Below are 20524 nucleotides of genomic sequence, written 5' to 3' on the forward strand. Positions count from 1 at the left end.
ACACCATTGCACAGGCTTGTTCAGGCACTTTTGGAACTTGGATAAGAAATTTTGTGGAATCATGAAAAGTTGATGAAAATTTTGGAGAAAACCAGTTTTAACATACTTTTTATTCTAAAACAAATTTGTTAACACTCATTAACAAGGATGAAAATTTGGTTTCTACATTTGAATTGTTACATTTGACCTATTACGTACTGATATTAACATTCCGTATTCATTGTTCCAATTAATCTTGAATTCATTATAAAAGTATGAATTTTTTAATGTACTGATTACAATCAGCATCATGATAAAAAGAGCTTTTGTATTGTTTTTCTGCCTTGCGCACTTCCTTGTTTCTCCTGTACTGGCGGAACAATCGGGCTCGGTGTGCAAACTGGAACTTGGTACCAGCAACTTCTCCATTCATATCGGTTTATCGGCCGAAGAAGACGATAACTTCGTCATTGAGGACGATACTTTGCCCAAAAATCAGGCAATTGTCAGGGCTGATGAGTTTGAATGGAAAGAGAGTTTAGCGGACCTGTTACGCCACCGGCATTCTACTTACAGGTTCATTACGATTGTTGCCCAGCAGGCTACCCTCGAATATCACATTACCCAGATCTCCAAGGTTGTCCGGGAGTCTGTTACATTGCCTTCCATTGCCAAAGGTACCCTTGTGCTACCTGGCTACTACGGTTTTCTTCACCGTCTCTGCCCGTTCTGACGTCTCTTTTCAGCTCCCTATAATTTCCGTTTGATACACAACGGACAGGATCACCGCGTGGCTTCCGGCCGCCTGGTCCTGTGATCATTTACTATGTGCCCTGCCGGGCGCCTGGCTATTTCTATTCACCCCAACCACATTACCACCATTTCAACTACTCTCATGAAAAATTTAAAATGGCCGCTTTTCCTGTTTATCAGCGCATTTGCATTTGGCTGTGCATCGAAAAGTGAAACCACTTCGGGAATGAGCGACAGCGTTCGGACCATTCCGGTAACCGAACTGAAACCACAGAAAACAGACCTGCACCGCGAATACGTCGGTGATATACACGCAGTCAGAAACGTTGAGATATATGCCCGCGTAAAGGGATACCTGGAAGAAGTATATGTTGACGAAGGCAAGGAAGTGAGAAAAGGACAGATACTTTTCCGGATCAACAATGAAGAATATGAAGCCCAGCTGGCTAAGGCAAAAGCGAATCTGCAGAGCGCCATCGCAGAAGCAAAAGGCGCTGAGCTGGAAATGAAGCGGGTTAAGGTATTGGTGGATAAAAACGTAGTCGCTAAATCTGAAATGGAAGTGGCAGAAGCCAAGCTGGCTGCTGCACATGCCCGGATTGAAGAGGCGCGTTCCGAAAAATCCAATGCATCAATCCAGCTGGCCAGGACCGAGATTAAAGCGCCTTTCGACGGGATTATTGATAGGATACCGCATAAAATGGGCAGCCTGATCGACGAAGGGACACTTTTGACCACGTTATCGGACACAAAGGCTGTTTTCGCCTATTTCAATGTATCTGAAAACGAATACCTCGAATATGTGCGTGCAAGAGGCGCTACCAACAAAGGCGCGATCGTTGAGCTCGAACTTGCCGACGGATCTTTCTTCAAACACAAAGGGACTATTGAAACAATGGAAGGTGCCTTTGATGAAGGTACAGGCTCCATTGCGTTCCGCGCGCGTTTTTCAAACCCCGACAAGCTTTTGAAGCACGGTTCGACAGGTACCATCAGGCTCACTAACACGGTTGAGAATGCAATCCTGATCCCTCAGAAAGCGGCATTTGAAATTCAGGATAAGAACTTTGTCTATGTTCTGGGGAAAGACAATAAAATCAAGACGCGAAGCTTCGTGCCGAAATCAAGGCTCGCAGGCTATTATGTTGTAAAGTCAGGACTGGAATCAGGTGAAACGATTGTGTGCGAAGGACTTCAGGGATTGAAGGACGGAGCGACGATCAATCCGAAAACCATTACAATGGACAGCCTCAAAACAGGGGCAAGCAAGATCGAGCTTACAGCCCGGTAGGATCTATTTGTTTCACCTGAATTAACAATCATGTTTCAAAAATTCATAGAGAGACCAGTGCTGTCACTGGTTATCTCCATTTTTATAACCCTTCTCGGGCTTTTAGCATTTACAAGCCTCCCTGTTTCGCAGTTTCCAGATATTGTGCCGCCTTCGGTGGTGGTAACTGCGACTTACACCGGTGCTAACTCCGAGGTTTGCGTGGATGCAGTAGCAGTACCGCTCGAAAAAGCGATCAACGGTGTGCCTGGCATGACTTACATGACCAGTGTATCCGGTAACGACGGTGTTACCACCATTACCATTTCATTTAATGTGGGAGTAGATCCCGACCTCGCTGCTGTAAACGTTCAGAACCGGGTACAAACTGTTATTGACGAGCTTCCCGAAGAAGTAATCAAGGCCGGTGTGACTACGGAGAAAGAGGTGAACAGTATGCTGATGTACCTGGACATTATGAGTTCAGATACATCCATTGCAGAGGATTTCGTGTACAACTTCGCGGATATAAACATTCTTAAAGAGCTGAAAAGGATTGACGGTGTGGGCCGTGCTCAGATTATGGGCAGCAAGGATTATTCGATGCGCGTTTGGCTCAAACCCGACAGGATGAACAGCTACAATGTGTCTGCCGATGAAGTCGTACAGGCGATCCGCGACCAGAACGTAGTTGCCGCTCCCGGGAAAACCGGTGTAGCGTCGGGTCGTGAGCAGCAGGTTTTACAGTATGTTTTAAAATATACCGGGAAACTTTTCGAACCTGAGCAGTACGAGAATATTGTACTGAGGTCAAATCCGGACGGTTCGATGCTGAAATTGAAGGATGTCGCCGACATTGAATTTGGTACGCTGGAATATGATATGGCCTCCAAATCCAATGGAAAACCGTCTGCTTCGATTATGATCAAGCAGCGGCCCGGCTCCAATGCGCAGGAGGTAATCCAGAACATTAAAGACAAGGTTGCCGAGCTGAAAACGACCACTTTCCCGCCGGGAATGGACTACTTTGTTTCGTACGACGTTTCGCGGTTCCTCGACGCTTCTATCCACGAGGTTGTACGCACACTGATCGAGGCATTTATCCTCGTAATCATCATCGTATACCTGTTTTTACAGGATTTCAGATCGACTATCATTCCTGCATTGGCAGTGCCTGTTGCACTGGTAGGTACCTTCGCTTTCATGCAGCTGTTCGGGTTTTCGATCAATTTGCTGACGCTGTTTGCATTGGTACTGGCAATCGGTATTGTGGTAGATAATGCCATTGTCGTCGTCGAGGCAGTGCATGCAAAAATGGCTGAAAAGCATCTGGATGCACGCGAGGCGACGATTGAATCCATGAAAGAAATGAGCGGCGCTATCATCGCGATTACACTGGTAATGTCTGCGGTGTTTGTCCCTGTTGCATTTATGTCAGGTCCTGTCGGCATATTTTACCGGCAGTTCTCCATTACGCTGGCTATTTCCATTGTGATATCGGGTATAAACGCATTGACGCTTACTCCGGCACTTTGTGCATTGATGCTGAAAAACACGCACGGTCAGCCTTCGAAGAACACGCTTCTTGACCGCTTCTTCCGTGGTTTCAACAACGGTTATAATGGCATTTCAAACAAGTACCGTAACCTGCTTTCGGTAATTGTAGGCAGAAGAATGATCACGATCGGGCTGCTGCTTGCATTTTGCATCGGTACCTACGGAATCAATACAATACTGCCGACCGGCTTTATCCCGACAGAAGATCAGGGTGTGATTAACGTGAATGTAACCACACCGGTGGCGGCTACTGTGGAGCGTACCGAGGCTGTTTTGGATGAAATTCAAAAAGTAGCACAGTCGCTTGAACCCGTAGAATCTGTGTCTTCACTTTCGGGATACAGTCTGATCACGGAATCAGCAGGTTCGTCTTACGGAATGGCGATGATCAACCTGAAACCCTGGGACCAGCGTACAGCTTCCGTTAAGGAGGTTATCGCGCAAATGGAGCAGAAAACAAAGCATATCACGGATGCAGACATTCAGTTTTTCCCGCCGCCTACCGTTCCCGGTTTTGGTAACTCAAGCGGATTTGAGCTGCGGGTCCAGGATCGTACGGGAAGCGACGACCTTCAAAAAACAGCTGAGATAACCAACCAGTTTGTGAAGGATTTGATGGCCGCGCCCGAGATCGCCAGTGCATTCAGCAGCTTTGATGCAAGCTTTCCTCAATATATGATCCACGTGGATGCAGATATTGCCTCTAAAAAGGGAGTGTCTGTGGATAAGGCGATGAGCACACTGCAGACGCTGATAGGAAGCCTTTATGCCTCCAACTTCATTCGTTTTGGTCAAATGTACAAGGTGATGGTGCAAGCCGATCCAAGTTTCCGTCGCAGTCCGGAAGATATCCTGAAACTATACGTCAAGAACAACCGGGGAGAAATGGTACCGTTCTCGACATTCATCCGCCTGGAAAGAGTTTACGGACCTGAGCTCCTGACGCGCTACAATATGTACACTTCGGCGATGATCAATGGAGACGCAGCGCCGGGATACAGTAGCGGCGATGCGATCAAAGCCGTGGAAAGAGTAGCAGCAACCAGCCTGCCGAAAGGATTTACATACGATTGGTCGGGTATGACGCGTGAAGAAATCCTTTCCGGGAATCAGGCGATTTACATTTTCGGTATCTGTCTGATCTTCGTTTACCTGCTGCTGGCTGCCCAGTACGAAAGCTTCCTGCTTCCATTGCCTGTAATACTTTCATTGCCTACGGGCGTTTTCGGTGCATTCCTGGCTTTGAAGTTGATGGGATTGGAAAACAACATTTACGCGCAGGTTTCGCTCGTCATGCTGATCGGTCTCCTAGGTAAAAACGCGATTCTGATCGTTGAGTACGCGATTATCAGGCAAAAAGAAGGGCGCTCCGTGATCGACGCAGTACTCGAAGGCGCCACCGAAAGGCTTCGTCCCATCCTGATGACCTCATTTGCATTTGTAGCCGGTTTGATCCCGCTCGTGGTAGCATCAGGTGCAGGGGCCATCGGTAACCGTTCCATTGGTACTGCCGCAGCAGGTGGTATGCTCATCGGTACGGTGTTCGGGGTCATTATTATCCCCGGATTGTACGTGCTCTTTGCAAGCATGGTCAAGCCCAAAAAGACTAAAAAGGTAAGTTCAGACCACGAGGAGCCGGTTCTTGGCTAACGAAAAACAGACGTCGGCAGCCGGCATTACGCTGGCTGCCTTTTCATACATTTTACAAAATATTAATGAAAACCTCCCATAGGCTACATTCCGTGTTGCTGATAGTCAGCACACTATTGATATTATCAGGATGCAAGCTCACCAAACCCGTAGAGCAGGCAGCCAAAATCGGCACGCCGCAGCACTTTGCCGACCAGACGGATTCTACCGGCATTGCGGCTATTCAATGGAAATCCTTTTTCAAAGACCAGCATCTGATCGCATTGATCGATACTGCATTGCAGGGCAACCTGGATCTGCAGATGGCATCTCAGCGCATTGAAATGGTGCGTACCAATATCCTGATCGCCCAGGGTGCATTACTCCCTTCCGTTTCGGCAGAAGTGACGGGCGGCGGGCGGAAGTTCGGTGATTATACGATGGACGGAGTCGGTAACTATGATACCAATTTCTCGGGGAACATCGATGCAGACCGTAAAATCCCATTGCCTTTCCTGCCTGACTACTTTGTGGGACTGCGCAGTTCCTGGGAAATTGATATCTGGGGTAAATTGCGCGCTCAGAAAAAGGCTGCATACCACAGGCTGCTTTCCACAGAAAAGGCGCGCCACGCTATTGTTACAGGCTTAATAGCCCAAATCGCGAGCTCCTACTATGAGCTCGTTGCACTCGATACCGAGCTGGATATTATCCGTAAAAACATCAACCTGCAACAAACTGCGGTGGAAACGGTGAAGATCCAGAAAGAAGCCGGCCGGGCCAATGAGCTGGGGGTACGTCAGCTTACGGCACAGCTTCTGAATACACAAAGTCTCGAATTTGAAGTGCAGCAGAAGATCATACAGGAAGAAAACAATCTGAACCTGCTGCTCGGTCGCTTTCCGCAACCGATTGTGCGTGGCAATGCGCTGGATCAGGCTTTTCCTGCAACGATCAGCGCGGGTATCCCTGCTACAATGCTGAGAAGAAGGCCGGATATTCAGCAGGCACAACTCGACCTGCTCGCCAACTATTCAGAGCAGCAAGCCGCCCAGCTGGCTTTTTTACCCTCACTGAATATTACCGCATTCCTGGGTTTCAGTTCATTCAAGAGCAATTTGCTGTTCTCCCCGGGTTCGCTGGCTTACAGCGCCTTGGGCGGACTGGCTGCACCGCTGGTTAACAGAAAGGCATTGAAAGCCGGACAAAGAAGGGCAGAAGCTGCGAGCAGGGAAGCCTTGCTGGCTTATAATAAGTCGGTGTTAACGGGTTTTCAGGAAGTAAGTACCAGCTTGAAAAAGATAGAGAATACGAGAAAAATCAGTGATCTGAAGCGACAGGAGGTGGAGGTGCTGCAACAATCCATTGTCACTTCAAAAGATCTCTTCCAGACCGGATATGCATCTTACCTGGAAGTGATCACAGCGCAAAGAAGTGCGCTGGAAGCCGAATTGAACCTTATCAATGTTCAAAAAGAGCAATTTCTTGCATTGATCGAGCTGTACCGCTCGCTAGGCGGCGGTTGGGAATAGTTGGTTAAAAAGTAAGGCTATCGATGCTGCCATCGATAGCCTTACTTTTTGTATTAAACTGATCTTATTACTACATTCACGAAGCAACTTCAATCTTGACCTTCAGCAGGAATTCATCCATTTCAATCTCGCTGGCTTCTCCGTTCAGGTCTCCAACCAAATTCAGGTCGAGTGCCTGTACTTCCTGGCAAATGTATTCCTTATTAGCAGTTACCGCGCTTGCCAGCAATGCATCGTTGTTTTGCAATGTAATGCGGATCTTGTCAGTGACTTCAAAACCGCTGTCTTTGCGCAGGTTTTGAACACGGTTTACGAAATCCCGCGCGATACCTTCCAAACGAAGTTCATCGGTTACGGTAATATCCAGTGCAACCGTGAGGCCGCCTTCGCTCGCTACCAGCCAGCCCGGCACATCTTCTGCTATAATTTCAACGTCAGTCAATGCAATGTCGAGCGGGCCGCTTGCGCCTTGTAGCGTAATGCCGGAGTTGCTCTCGATAGTCTTGATCTCTGTCTCGTTCATCGCCGAAATCGCCGCAGCTACTTCCTTCATTTTTGGCCCGAATTTGGGACCAAGTGTTTTAAAGTTTGGCTTGATCTTCTTTTTGAGGATACCGCTGTCGTCATGCACAAACTCGATGGTTTTTACATTCACTTCCGTGAGGATAATGCCCGATACCTGCTCAATCTGGCTCTTTGTCTTTTCACTCAAAACCGGGATCAGTATTTTCGAAAGCGGCTGACGAACTTTCAGCTTATGTCCTTTCCGGATGGAATGCACCAGTGAGCTGATCCGCTGCGCAAGCTCCATTGATTCTTCCAGGTCGGTATCCACATACTCAGCTTCGATTTTTGGCCAGTAAGTCAGGTGAACTGAATCATACTTGTAAGCAGAATCGTGCTGCACTGCAAGTTCGCGGTCTCCGTCCGTCAGGCTTTTGTATAACCATTCTCCGAAGAATGGGGCAATTGGTGACATTAACTGCGAAACAGTGACCAAACAATGCTGCAAAGTTTCGTACGCAGCCAGCTTGTCGTCGGTCAGTCCCGTTCCCTGCTCCTGCGATGGGTTCCAGAAGCGGCGACGGTTTAGACGGATATACCAGTTGGACAGCTGATCTGTTACAAAATCCTGCACCAGACGCCCCGCTTTTGTCGGGTTATAATCATCAAACTGCGCGCCTACTTCTTTGATCAGCGTATTCAGTTTGGATAAAATCCAGCGGTCTAGCTCCGTTCTTTTCTCAATCGGAACAGAATTAGCCTCGTGGAACTCGTATCCGTCCAGGTTGGCGTACAATGCAAAGAAGTTGTAGGTATTGACCAACGTTCCGAAGAATTTCCGCTGTACTTCGCCAATTCCATCGATATTGAATTTCAGGTTATCCCAGGGTTCTGCATTGGTGATCATGTACCAGCGCGTCGCGTCAGGACCATATTGAGCCAGCGTCGAGAATGGATCAACTGCATTTCCGAGGCGCTTGGACATTTTATTTCCATTTTTGTCCAAAACCAAACCAGTCGAAACTACATTCTTGAATGCAACAGAATCGAAGAGCATTACAGCAATCGCGTGCAGGGTAAAGAACCAGCCGCGTGTCTGGTCCACACCTTCTGAGATAAAGTCGGCAGGATAGCTCTTGTCGAATATCTCCTGATTGTCAAAGGGATAATGCCACTGCGCATAAGGCATCGCGCCTGAATCAAACCAAACATCAATCAGATCCGGCTCGCGGTGCATGACGTGGCCTTGCTTCGAAACCAGTACCACATTGTCCACATACGGTCTGTGTAAATCAGCCTCGCCGTTTTCCAGTTTCAGCAGGTATTCGGAGTTATGCCACGCTTGTTCTTTGGTTAAATGGCCTGAAATAGCCGCTTCTTCCAGCAGATCTTTCAACTCTGCTACTGATCCCACACACACTTCATCGCCGTAATCGTTCCGCCAGATCGGCAGGGGAGTACCCCAGTACCGGGAGCGCGACAGGTTCCAGTCAACCAGGTTTTCTAGCCAGTTACCGAAGCGGCCGGTACCGGTGCTTTCAGGTTTCCAGTTGATCGTTTTATTGAGTTCAACCAAACGGTCTTTCAATGCCGTTGTACGGATGAACCAGCTATCGAGCGGGTAGTAGAGCACGGGTTTGTCAGTCCGCCAGCAATGCGGATAAGGGTGCTCGTACTTCTCCACTTTGAATGCTTTTCCTTCTTCTTTGAGCCTGATCGCGATCAACACGTCAGTAGCCCTGAACTCAGGATCATTCTGCTCTTCTTCGGAGTAATATTCAGGCTTGACAAAACGGCCAGCGTAATCTGTAATTTCTTTAACAAAACGGCCTGTACGATCTACAATAGGTACTTCCTTGCCATTTTCATCCTTTACCATGATCGCCGGAATTCCATTGGCCTGCGCCACCCGGAAGTCGTCAGCACCGAAAGTAGGTGAGGTATGTACTACACCAGTACCATCTTCGGTAGTCACAAAATCGCCCAGGATCACGCGGAATGCTGGTTTATCATTTGGGCCGACGGTTGGCTGGATGTACGGCATTAATTGTTCGTACTCAATGCCTTCGAGGTCTTTTCCTTTGAATTCTTTCAGGATAGTCCACGGAAGTTGCTTTTTGTCACTGGCTGCGTATCCTTCGAAATCACCGTTCTGACTTTTTTCGCTGAAATATTTTCCAATCAAATCCTTCGCAAGCACCACTGTCGCAGGCTCGTGGGTGTATGGATTGAAGGTTTTTACCAAAACATAGGTAATGTTACCGCCCACAGTCAATGCAGAGTTCGCTGGTAATGTCCAGGGTGTGGTGGTCCATGCGAGGATCCGGATATCCTGGTCAGCCGCGTCGGCGAATACCGGCCACTTACCGGCCTCTTTCACCTTGAACATCGCCACAATGGTGGTATCCTTTACATCCTTATAAGTACCCGGCATGTTCAGCTCATGCGAAGAAAGGCCTGTGCCAGCTGCGGGTGAATAAGGTTGAATGGTGTAACCTTTGTAAAGCAAGCCTTTGTCATACAGCTTTTTGAGCAAATTCCAGAGGCTCTCGATGTACTCGCTTTTATAGGTAATATAAGGATCGTCCAGATCCACCCAGTAGCCCATCTTTTCAGTCAGATCATTCCATTGATCTGTGAACTTCATGACCGTCTGGCGGCATCTTTCATTATATTCTTCAACAGAAATCGTTTTTCCGATATCTTCTTTGGTAATCCCAAGCTCCTTTTCGACTTGTAATTCGACAGGCAAACCGTGAGTATCCCAGCCGCCTTTGCGTTTTACCTGAAATCCCTGCAATGTTTTGTACCGGCAAAAAATATCCTTGATCGCCCGCGCCATGACGTGGTGAATGCCCGGCGTTCCATTCGCGGAAGGCGGTCCTTCAAAAAAAGTAAAAGTAGGTGCGCCTTCGCGGGTGTTTACAGACGCTTCGAAGATCTCCCGGTCTTTCCAGAATTTCAGTACTTCGTCACCGATTTGCGGATAACTCAGATTTTTATATTCGTTGTATTTCATATAAGCTGTTAGCGTCCGGCCGCGGCCCTGGCTGTTCAAGTAAATGGCATTATAATAACCCTCTACGGATTTTAAGAGTGCAAAATTACTACTTTTTTTCTGCTAAAAGGATGCTGCATTTGGAATGAAACCTTACATTCGTATCTTGATTCAGTCTAATTAAGATCGCAGGCTTCCATGAAAAAACTGTTAGGCAAACTTCACCTTTACCTGGGCCTTGTTTCGGGGGCGCTTGTTTTTGTGATTTCGGTTACGGGATGCATTCTTGCATTTGAGCAGGAAATCAAGAGTTTTACCCAGCCTTACATGTTTATTGACTTGCCGAAGCAGGGCAAGCTGCTATCTCCTTCGGTGCTGGCGGCTGAGGCCGAAAAGTTTCTTCCCGGCAAGAAGGCAAATGGCGTGCTTTATGATGTTCCTGGAAGAAATGCGCAGGTAGGCTTCTACAATCTGGATCCTGAATATTATTATGTCGTTTATCTCAACCCTTTTACCGGAAAAGTAGCGAAGGTTTGGAATGAAGACGGTGACTTTTTCCACTTTATACTTCACGGGCATTACTATTTGTGGCTGCCCGAAAAAATCGGCCAGCCTGTTGTGGCATCGGCTACTTTGGTCTTTTTCGTGATGATGATCACCGGACTGGTGCTTTGGTGGCCCAAAAACAAGGCGGCTTCAAAGCAACGGTTTTCTGTTAAATGGAATGCGGCCTGGCGCCGGAAAAACTACGATCTGCACAATGTGCTGGGTTTTTACATTATGTCAATCGGCGTGATCCTTTCATTGACCGGGCTGGTCTGGGGGTTCCAATGGTTTTCTCAGGCAGTTTACACCGCTACGGGTGGCGAAGGTTCTGATGTTTACTATAACCCTGCTTCCGATACACTTGCAGTTTCCAGGGTAGGCGCGCCAGTGCAGGCTGTGGACCATGCCTGGAACAGGCTGCGGGCACAATATCCCAAATACTCCAGCCTGAACATTTCGATTCCGCACCTGAGGTCGGAGTCCATTTTCTCTTATGTGAATTTCCGCGAGGGTACTTATTATAATGTGGATTACCATTATTTTGACCAGCATACCCTGAAAGAAATCAAAGCGACAGGGCCTTATTCAGGCAACTATAAAGATGCCAATTTCGGGGAAACACTGCGCCGGATGAACTACGATATCCACGTAGGCGCCATTTTGGGGCTGCCGGGCAAAATACTGGTGTTCTTCGCGAGCCTGATCTGTGCATCGCTGCCGGTCACCGGATTTCTGATCTGGTGGGGCAGAAGAAATAAGGCTCCGAAACCTGTGAAACGGAGCCTGAAAAGGATTAAGCCCGACCTGGTAAGCAGGTAATTACTTCTGCTGATAAACCCGCACATAGTCAATCTCGTACCTGGCAGGGAACTCTGTGCCTGCGGGATCGCCTCCATTGTCACCTCCGATCGCCATTCCGACCAGAATATAATGCGGCTGATGAAAAGGTGAAACCTGCTTATTGGCGAGGTTCATTTTCGGGTCGGTATCCTGAGAAGCCAGCAATATGTCGTCAACATACAGCTTGATCGATTTTTCGTCCCAGTCCATTCGCCAGGTGTGGAATTTGTTTGACCAATCAGGATCATTGAATTCCTTCACAGGCTTCCTGACAGAGTTCCAAACGGGCTTGTACCTTTCTTTGGAGCCCCACGCAATGTTTGCCAGCAACATACCGCGGTAATATTCCATGATATCGATCTCGCCATTGTCAGGCCACTCGCCAGTTGTTCCGAGTGTCCAGAAAGCGGGCCACAAACCGGCTCTGGTGTCTATTTTGGCACGCATTTCAAATCTCCCGTACTGAAAGCTTTGCTTGCCCCGGGTAATCAGACTGGCGGAGGTATATTCAGAAACTTCGCGGCTTTCGTTCCATTTCTTGCTTCCTGCCTTGTAAGCCGGATTTTTCACCTGTTCTTTTTTGGCCTCAATGATCAGGTAACCGCCTTTACAATAAGCATTCTGCGCCTGGTAGAATTGCAGCTCGTGGTTTCTCACAAACCCTTCTTCCGCTTTCCAGTTTTTGTCGTCTGGCGCGCCTTCACTGTCAAATTCATCGGCCCAAACCAGCTTCCATTGGGCAAAACAAGGAGCGGCTAACAAGAGGAAAATAGCGCTGAGAAGTATATTTTTCATATTTGGATTGAGTTTGGAACCAGTATTGCTGGTTTGGGCGTAAATCTAATAAGCAGAAGCGGGATTTTGTTTAATCAACTTTTATCCTTCTTTTGCGGGCAGCGCAGGAAGTCCGGAGAAATCCGGAGATGAATAACCAACTATGAGTAAAATACTTTCAACAGCTAAAAAGGCGGGATTAGATGGTTTCATGCTCGCATTGCTCAGCATGATATTCCTTGCCTGGCTCTGGCCGGCGCCGGGGATGAAAGATAGTCCGGTACCACTTTCGGATATCTCCACGTATGCAGTCTCCATTATTTTCTTTTTTTACGGACTCAGGTTAAGTCCCGACAAGCTGAGGGAGGGGCTGACGAACTGGCGGCTGCATATCATGGTGCATTTATCCACTTTTGTCCTTTTTCCATTAGTTGCACTGGCGTGTCGCCCGTTGTTCGCAAGTGACGAAAGCCGCACGCTCTGGCTGGGTATCTTCTTTCTTACTTCCCTGCCTTCTACGGTTTCGTCTTCTGTGGTAATGGTTTCCATTGCAAGAGGAAATATTCCCGCGGCAATTTTCAATGCAAGTATTTCAAGTCTGATCGGTGTTTTTGTCACCCCGCTCTGGATGGGAATGGTAATGGATACCGGCCCTGGACATTTTGATCTGTTTTCGGTAGTAGGAAAGCTCGCATTGCAAGTATTATTACCGGTATTCGCGGGTATCCTGCTTAACAAACGATGGGGACATTTTGCCGAAAAGAACAAAACATACATTCGTTATTTCGACCAGTCCTCTATTTTGCTGATCGTGTACACTTCATTTTGCGAATCTTTCGGGGAACACCTGTTTAGTTCGCTTGGATTGAAAGAAATCGTATTTTTAGGAATGGGAATGCTGGCGCTGTTCTTCGCGATCTATTTCCTGCTGACATTCATCAGTAGTCTGCTGAGGTTTAACCGGGAAGACAGGGTTACTGCTGTTTTTTGCGGGTCAAAAAAGTCGCTGGTGCAAGGCGCGGTAATGTCCAAAGTGCTGTTTGCGGGTCCTCAGGCTGGTATTATGCTGCTCCCGATCATGATCTATCATGCATTGCAGCTGATCGCCGCCAGCATTATCGCTCAAAAAATGGCGAAAGAAGCTGAGGATCAGGACAGGTTAGAAGTTTCGAGATAAAACAGAATTCAATGCGATTGTTATCCTGGGTAGTGCGTTTGTTGGTTTTGGTCCTGCTGATAGCCGGAATTCAATCGTTGTGGTCCAATTTCCGCTCCGGTAATTGGGCACCTGACTGGTTTGGGTTTGGAATGGAAGATCAGACAGAGACTACGCACACGATTGTTTTGCAGGAGATCAGCGCAATGGGAAAGCTGGAACTGGTGAAGTATAACTTCAAAGATGTGGTCGAGCGGGAGGTAGTGAAAACCTGGCTTCCGAATGCAAAAGCAGTATTAATCGTGCAGGGGGAGGCAATTGGTTGCATAGACCTGACGCAGGTGGAGATCGCGGATATTTCTTCCGAAGACGAAACGCTGGTCGTCAATATGCCGGAACCTGAACTTTGTGTTTTCAAGATCGACCATAGCAAGTCCAAAATCTACAATACCGAATTTGCATTCAGTGAAGAGGGAAAGCTGGTGGAAGAAGCATATAAGGAAGCCGAAAAACAGATCCTGAAATCGGCGCAGGATATGGGTATTTTGGAACAAACCAAAGAAAATGCCCGCAAGATACTGACCCCGGTTCTTGAAAAGGCTTCGGGTAAAAAGGTAGTATTGAAATTTCCGATGAGTGTCAAGATTGATAAATTACGCTAGCTGATTCCCTTAACCCCTTTTCAATGGAAAAACGAGGATTTCTTACAATAGAAGAACTGAGGAAAAGAATTGGTGAGGGCTTGATAGAGACGGTTATAGTTGGTTTTACAGACCATTATGGGCGGTTAATGGGAAAGCGCGTCGACGCGGAGTATTTCCTGGACTCCATGCTGGAAGACGGTACCCACGCCTGCAATTACCTGCTTACCACAGACGTGGCCATGGAGCCGGTGCCGGGTTATCAGTATGCCAATTGGGAGCTGGGTTATGGCGATTTTCACCTCGTACCCGATTTCAATACCCTGCGCATCGCCGACTGGCTGGAAAAAACTGCGCTGGTAATCTGTGACGTGTACAATGAAAAGTCCCACATTCCTGAATCAATAGCACCGAGATCCGTTCTCAAAAAACAGCTGGACCAGCTCGCAGGAGACGGAATGCAGTGTTTCGCGGCTTCCGAGCTCGAATATTATCTGTTGGAAAATACTTATAAACAAGCTTTTCAGCAGGGTTATCAGAACCTGTCGCCAGCGGGGTATTACCTGGAAGACTATCATATTTTGCAGGGAACACGGAATGAAAAATTCACTTCAGTTGTAAGAAGGCACCTTAAAAATTCGGGCATTCCGGTGGAAACCTCCAAAGGAGAGTGGGGTCTCGGCCAGCACGAACTGAATGTGAAATATGCGGATGTACTTTCCATGGCCGACAACCACGTGGTATATAAGCAATGCATGAAGGAAGTCGCTGATGCAATGGGGCTTTCGGTAACGTTCATGGCCAAATTTGCAACAGACCAGGCCGGATCTAGCAGCCATATTCACATGAGTTTGTGGCAGGATGGAGAGAATGCATTTGCAGGAGATCAGGAGTTTGGCCCGGTAAAAGGATCTGACTTGTTCCGCTGGTTTCTCGGCGGCTGGATAAAGCACGTACCGGATGTGATGCCATTTTACGCACCAACAATCAATTCATATAAACGTTTTGTAGACGGATCCTGGGCGCCGACGCGCCTGGCTTGGAGCTATGATAACCGGACAGCCGGGTTCAGAGTGGTAGGGAGCGGGAAGAGTTTGCGTATCGAGTGCCGCATTCCGGGTGCCGATTGCAATCCTTATCTGGCATTCGCCGCCTCTCTGGCTTCGGGCTTGGCCGGGATCAAAAACAAGGTAGAGCCACCGGAGTGTTTTGTCGGCGATATTTATGCTGCTGCGCATTTACCGCGGGTACCCTATACTTTGGCAGAAGCAGTAAATATGTTCGAGCACAGCGAATTTGCCAAAAATGCTTTCGGACAAGAAGTAGTGGCACATTACACGCATTTCTTTCGCACGGAACAAAGAGCATACGATACTTCGGTCACAGACTGGGAACGAAAGCGCTACTTCGAGCAGATATAGTTTTCGATATTTAACACACACTTCATTTAATGGCAGATACCTTTTCACAGATTTACCTGCATTTTGTTTTTAGCGTTAAAAACAGGCAGAGCTTAATACCCCAGGAACATAAGGAAGAGTTGCACAAATACCTGACGGGACTGGTACAGAGTCGTAAGGCAAAAATGCTGGCTGTGCATTGTATGCCTGATCACGTGCATATTTTTGTAGGTTTCAAGCCAGTGATTTCCATCTCTGACTTTGTGAAAGAAATCAAGGTAGAGAGCAACGAGTTTATCAACGCGAAAGGCTGGTCAAAGTTTAAGTTTGCGTGGCAGGAAGGCTTTGGTGTTTTTTCGTATTCCCATTCACATATCGATTCGGTAGTGAAGTATATTTTGAACCAGGAGGAACATCATCGTGAAAAGCCTTTCCAGGAGGAGTACAAGGCATTTTTAGAAAAGTTTCAGATCTCGTTTAAGAGCGAGTATTTGTTTGAATTTTTTGATTGAATACCAAGTTCAGTTTTCCGCATACATGCAAATCAATTGATCCGTAAATTGAGTAAACGATGTTGCGTGGATAATGAAAAGGTGCAGAAGTGTTCTTTTATCAATAAACAAGATGCTCCCCGGTGCATTCTCAGCCCCAGCGGGGCTTCCTGTTTATAGAAAACGGTAGTCCGGTTGATGTTTGGGCTCCCGCGGAGCCTCCTAACATATCGAATGCAAGATAGACAGGAGGCTCCGCAGGAGCCTAGGGCTTGATTGTCACGGGGGGCTTTTCTATAAACAGGGGGCTCCCTCTGGAGCCTCTTATGACTTGTAGCGGAACATTTTATAAACAGGGGCCTCCTCTGGAGTCTTATTCGACTTTTGGAGGAATGTTTCTGTAAGCCCGGTGCTCCACGAGCACTTGCAGCCCCAGCGGGGCTTCCTGTTTATAGAAGGCAGATTTGCCGTTGATGTTTTGGGCTCCGGCGGAGCCTCCTAACATGTCAATGCGGGATAGACAGGAGGCTCCGCAGGAGCCTAGGGCTTGATTGTCACGGGGGCTCTTCTATAAACAGGGGGCTCCTCTGGAGCCTCTTAAGACTTGTAGCGGAATATTTTATATAAAGGGGGCTCCTCTGGAGCCTTATTCGACTTTTGGAGAAATGTTTCTGTAAACCCGGTGCTCCACGAGCACTTGCAGCCTCAGAGAGGCTTCCTGTTTATAGAAAACGAATTTGTCGTTGATGTTTTGGGCTCCGCAGGAGCCTCCTGACAACAAACAATATGGAACATACCCAACTTCTACCGCGATCGATATAACATATTTTGCACTCAATTACTTAAAGATTATACATCCATAAATACACAAACCAATGCGTTTAGAAGGTAAAGTTGCCCTTATCACAGGCGGAAGCGGCGGAATTGGCCGTGAGACTGCCATTTTGTTTGCCAAAGAGGGTGCCCAGATCGTGGTTACCGATGTAAATGACCAGGCCGGGCAGGAAACTGCCGATGCGATCGTAAGTGCAGGGGGAGAAGCCTTTTTCCTTCATTCCGATGTATCCAAAGCCGCAGACTGCGAGGCGGCAGTGGCTTTCGCAGAAGAGAAATTCGGTAAGCTGAACATTATCTTCAACAACGCGGGGATTATGCACAGTGATGACGACAATGCGGTTACGACAGAGGAATCTGTGTGGGACTTAACGATGAACATCAATGCAAAAGGTGTATTTTTGGGTTGTAAATATGGAATTCCGGCTTTGCAACGCGCAGGTGGCGGATCAATTATTAACACTGCATCTTTTGTCGCCATTCTGGGCGCAGCTACTCCGCAGGTTGCTTACACGGCAAGTAAAGGCGCTGTGCTTGCATTGACTCGCGAGCTGGCGATTATTCACGCACGGGAAAATATCCGCGTGAATGCATTGTGTCCGGGACCGCTTCGTACAGAGCTTTTGATGAAATTTCTGAATACTGAAGAGAAGAAACAGCGCCGCCTCGTACATATCCCGATGGGAAGGTTTGGGGAGGCAAAAGAAATGGCCTACGCCGCATTGTTCCTGGCCTCCGACGAATCCTCATTTGTCACCGGTACTGACTTTCTGGTAGATGGTGGGATCACATCCGCTTACGTAACTCCTGTTTGAAAAAAGGAGGAAAGGGAGGATGGAGGAAGGGGAGGAAGTGAAAAGCTATATACCAGCTATTTTTCAATTCTTCTTTCTTCCATTCTCCATCCTCCCTTTCCTCCATCCTCCCTTTTTAAAAAAATGATTCAAAAAACGATAAGTCCGATTGATGGTTCTGTGTATGTGGAGCGTACATTGGCCGATGATGCTGCTGTTGAGAAGGCCCTGGAAACCGCGGTGGCGGCACAGAAGTCCTGGCGTAAAACTTCACTGGAACAACGTGCCGCGATTTGTTTGAAAGCGGTTGAATATTTCCTTGATAATGCCGACGAAATTGGATTGGAACTCACCTGGCAAATGGGCCGGCCGATCAGGTACACAGCCAATGAGATCAGAAAAGGTTTTCAGGAACGTGCCAGGTACATGATTTCTGTTGCCGAAACTGCATTGGCTGACGTTGAGGTGGAGCAATTGCCCGGATTTAAAAGATTTATCCGTCGTGATCCGCTGGGTATCGTGTTTGTGGTGGCGCCCTGGAACTATCCTTATCTCACTTCGGTCAACTCTGTCATTCCGGCAATTATGTCGGGGAATGCGGTGATCCTCAAACATGCGCAGCAAACGCCGCTTTGCGCTGAACGTTATGCGGCCGCATTCGAGTATGCAGGATTACCGGCAGGTGTTTTTCAATTTTTGCATTTAAGTCACAGGCAGGTTGCGCAAGTGATTGGGGATAGTCGCATTGACTACGTCGCATTTACCGGGTCGGTTGAAGGCGGACAAGCAGTACAACGCGCTATCAACGAAAGGTTTATCGTAGGCGGACTTGAATTAGGCGGGAAAGATCCTGCCTATGTACGTGCTGATGCAAATCTGGCCGATGCTGTTGAAAACCTGGTCGACGGTTCATTCTTTAACTCCGGCCAATCTTGTTGTGGCATTGAGCGCATTTATGTGCACCAGGATGTATATGATGAATTTGTGAGTGAATTTGTAAAACTGACAAAAACCTACACGCTGGGAAACCCTACTGAGCAGGAAACTACATTGGGGCCAATGGTGCGGACTGCAGCTGCGGATTATGCGCAAAAGCAGGTTGAAGACGCGATCGCGCAGGGAGCTACTCCGCTGATTGATAATAGTTTATTTTCCTCTCATCAAAAAGGAACACCTTACTTTGCGCCGCAGGTGCTGGTGAATGTGGATCATTCCATGGAGATCATGACAGAGGAAACCTTCGCTCCGGTTGTCGGGATTATGCCGGTAAGTGGTGATGAAGAGGCGATCAGGTTGATGAATGACAGCCAGTACGGACTAACAGCATCTATCTGGACAACCGATATGGATGCCGCGCTGGCGATAGGGGAGCAGGTAGAGACTGGTACCTGGTTTATGAACCGCTGCGACTACCTTGATCCTGCATTGGCGTGGACAGGCGTGAAAAACTCTGGTCGCGGCTGTACATTATCTAAAATCGGCTACGAAGCTTTGAGCCGGCCGAAATCATTTCATTTAAAGATCAACAGCTGAGTAAAATGAAAGTAGGCTTGCTGGAATGCGACCACGTCAGGGACGATCTGACGCACATTGCCGGCGATTACCGGCAAATGTTTCCTGCGTTGTTCTCGCAGATTGCGCCGCATTGGGAGTTTGTTTTCTACGATGTTTGCAATGGAATTTTCCCTGCTTCCGTTCACGAATGCGATCTGTACATTTCCACGGGTTCCAAATCCTCCGTTTACGATCAGGAAGACTGGATATCTCTGTTGAAAGTCTTCGTAAATGACCTTTATAAATCGGAGAAAAAGTACGTGGGGATATGCTTTGGACATCAGATGCTTGCGGAGGCACTGGGCGGGAAAGTAGTAAAAGGAAGTCCGGGCTGGTGCGTGGGGGTGCATTCATTTTCATTGATCCAAAATGAAGAATGGATGAAGCCCGAAATGGAAGATGTTAATCTCCTGATGATGTGCCAGGATCAGGTGGTACAAATGCCGCCAGACAGCACTTTGTTAGCCAAAACAGCGGATTGCCCGGTAGGTATGTTCCAGGTAGGTCCGCATATGCTGGGCATACAGGCTCATCCCGAGTTTCCCGTACCTTACAACCGGGCATTGATGGAGCTGCGTGTGGAACGTATCGGGCAGGCGAAAGTGGATGCAGGTATTGCCAGCCTTGCATTCCCTACGCATGAATTAACAATTGCAACGTGGATAAAGAATTTTGCGATGCTATGAACTAGCCTGCTCTATGCTTAATTTTACCTGACATTCCTGTTACGAATCCTATTTTCAATGACAAACAGTACCAATAGTGCCCGCCAGATACTAAGCTCTCATCAGACAAATCAAAAGATCAGGAGAATTGCTTTTGAGATTTATGAACATAATTTCGAAGAACCCGGCGTGATCCTGGCGGGAATCGCGGGCGAAGGGTATGCATTTGCAAGTCGCCTCGCTGCTGAGCTGTCTGCTATATCTCCATTAAAAATAGATCTGATAGAGTTGCGGTTTGATAAACACCTGCATCACCAAAGCCCCGTTCTTTTTGACAAAGAAATTGACATTGAAAACCAGGTAATTATTCTGGTCGACGATGTATTGAATACCGGTCGCACGCTTGCATTTGCATTGGAGCCTTTCCTGAAAGTACCGATGAAAAAGGTTCAGGTAGCCGTGATCGTGGACCGCAGCCATCATTTATTTCCCGTACACGCCGATTACGTAGGTTACTCACTTAGTACCACATTAATGGAGCACGTGGAAGTTGTATTAAGTAAGGCAGGAGAAGAAGGGGTATTTTTGAAATAGCTTTCGGCTTTCG

The 20524-nt window shown here is 47.7% G+C and carries 15 protein-coding genes; 13 read left to right on the plus strand and 2 right to left on the minus strand.

What is annotated here, in order from left to right:
- The first annotated feature begins 289 nt into the window (after positions 1-289).
- From AC1XTG_RS15880 to AC1XTG_RS15895, 4 genes are all read left to right on the plus strand, one after another.
- Positions 290-712: a hypothetical protein gene (locus AC1XTG_RS15880; protein ID WP_056280790.1), complete on the plus strand. Its 423-nt coding sequence runs from the start codon at positions 290-292 to the stop codon at positions 710-712.
- A 162-nt stretch (positions 713-874) separates the two neighbouring features.
- Positions 875-2023 carry an efflux RND transporter periplasmic adaptor subunit gene (locus AC1XTG_RS15885; protein ID WP_056280792.1) on the plus strand — a complete coding sequence of 383 codons (1149 nt, stop codon included), beginning with the start codon at positions 875-877 and terminating at the stop codon, positions 2021-2023.
- Between the two features lie 30 nt (positions 2024-2053).
- On the plus strand, positions 2054-5209 hold the full coding sequence (locus tag AC1XTG_RS15890) for an efflux RND transporter permease subunit (protein WP_484842621.1): 3156 nt from the start codon (positions 2054-2056) through the stop codon (positions 5207-5209).
- Positions 5210-5274: 65 nt separating this feature from the next.
- Entirely contained in the window at positions 5275-6720 is a 1446-nt protein-coding gene (locus AC1XTG_RS15895) for an efflux transporter outer membrane subunit (RefSeq protein ID WP_484842622.1), read from the plus strand.
- Between the two features lie 76 nt (positions 6721-6796).
- Here AC1XTG_RS15895 and ileS read toward each other — a convergent pair whose 3' ends face one another.
- The gene (gene ileS / locus AC1XTG_RS15900) at positions 6797-10243 is read right to left on the minus strand and encodes an isoleucine--tRNA ligase (RefSeq protein ID WP_484842623.1); all 3447 of its coding nucleotides are present in this window, start codon (positions 10241-10243) and stop codon (positions 6797-6799) included.
- Between the two features lie 177 nt (positions 10244-10420).
- Between ileS and AC1XTG_RS15905 the strand changes: the two genes are divergently transcribed.
- On the plus strand, positions 10421-11587 hold the full coding sequence (locus AC1XTG_RS15905; protein ID WP_056280797.1) for a PepSY-associated TM helix domain-containing protein: 1167 nt from the start codon (positions 10421-10423) through the stop codon (positions 11585-11587).
- On the opposite strand, the gene AC1XTG_RS15910 is transcribed toward AC1XTG_RS15905, so the two are convergent.
- Entirely contained in the window at positions 11588-12403 is an 816-nt protein-coding gene (locus tag AC1XTG_RS15910) for a glycoside hydrolase family 16 protein (RefSeq protein WP_056280800.1), read from the minus strand. It abuts the gene before it with no gap.
- 142 nt (positions 12404-12545) lie between these two features.
- Here AC1XTG_RS15910 and AC1XTG_RS15915 point away from each other — a divergent pair, with 142 nt between their 5' ends.
- From AC1XTG_RS15915 to AC1XTG_RS15950, 8 genes are all read left to right on the plus strand, one after another.
- Positions 12546-13559 (plus strand): bile acid:sodium symporter family protein, encoded by a 1014-nt coding sequence (locus AC1XTG_RS15915; RefSeq protein WP_056280802.1) that lies wholly within the window; start codon positions 12546-12548, stop codon positions 13557-13559.
- An 11-nt stretch (positions 13560-13570) separates the two neighbouring features.
- Positions 13571-14200: a DUF4230 domain-containing protein gene (locus tag AC1XTG_RS15920; RefSeq protein WP_484842624.1), complete on the plus strand. Its 630-nt coding sequence runs from the start codon at positions 13571-13573 to the stop codon at positions 14198-14200.
- A 23-nt stretch (positions 14201-14223) separates the two neighbouring features.
- Positions 14224-15600, plus strand: coding sequence for a glutamine synthetase family protein (locus tag AC1XTG_RS15925; protein ID WP_056280806.1), 1377 nt, complete (start codon positions 14224-14226; stop codon positions 15598-15600).
- Between the two features lie 29 nt (positions 15601-15629).
- The gene (gene tnpA, locus AC1XTG_RS15930; protein WP_056280808.1) at positions 15630-16091 is read left to right on the plus strand and encodes an IS200/IS605 family transposase; all 462 of its coding nucleotides are present in this window, start codon (positions 15630-15632) and stop codon (positions 16089-16091) included.
- An 854-nt stretch (positions 16092-16945) separates the two neighbouring features.
- Complete coding sequence (locus tag AC1XTG_RS15935; RefSeq protein ID WP_484842625.1) at positions 16946-17719, plus strand: glucose 1-dehydrogenase; 774 nt, start codon at positions 16946-16948, stop codon at positions 17717-17719.
- A 123-nt stretch (positions 17720-17842) separates the two neighbouring features.
- Positions 17843-19231 carry an aldehyde dehydrogenase family protein gene (locus AC1XTG_RS15940; RefSeq protein ID WP_484842626.1) on the plus strand — a complete coding sequence of 463 codons (1389 nt, stop codon included), beginning with the start codon at positions 17843-17845 and terminating at the stop codon, positions 19229-19231.
- 5 nt (positions 19232-19236) lie between these two features.
- Positions 19237-19938: a glutamine amidotransferase-related protein gene (locus AC1XTG_RS15945; RefSeq protein WP_484842627.1), complete on the plus strand. Its 702-nt coding sequence runs from the start codon at positions 19237-19239 to the stop codon at positions 19936-19938.
- 57 nt (positions 19939-19995) lie between these two features.
- Positions 19996-20511, plus strand: a complete 516-nt coding sequence (locus tag AC1XTG_RS15950) for a phosphoribosyltransferase family protein (RefSeq protein ID WP_484842628.1) — start codon at positions 19996-19998, stop codon at positions 20509-20511.
- The last annotated feature ends 13 nt before the right edge of the window (positions 20512-20524 follow it).

The sequence above is a fragment of the Dyadobacter sp. HNCC25DJ183 genome (assembly GCF_056895175.1).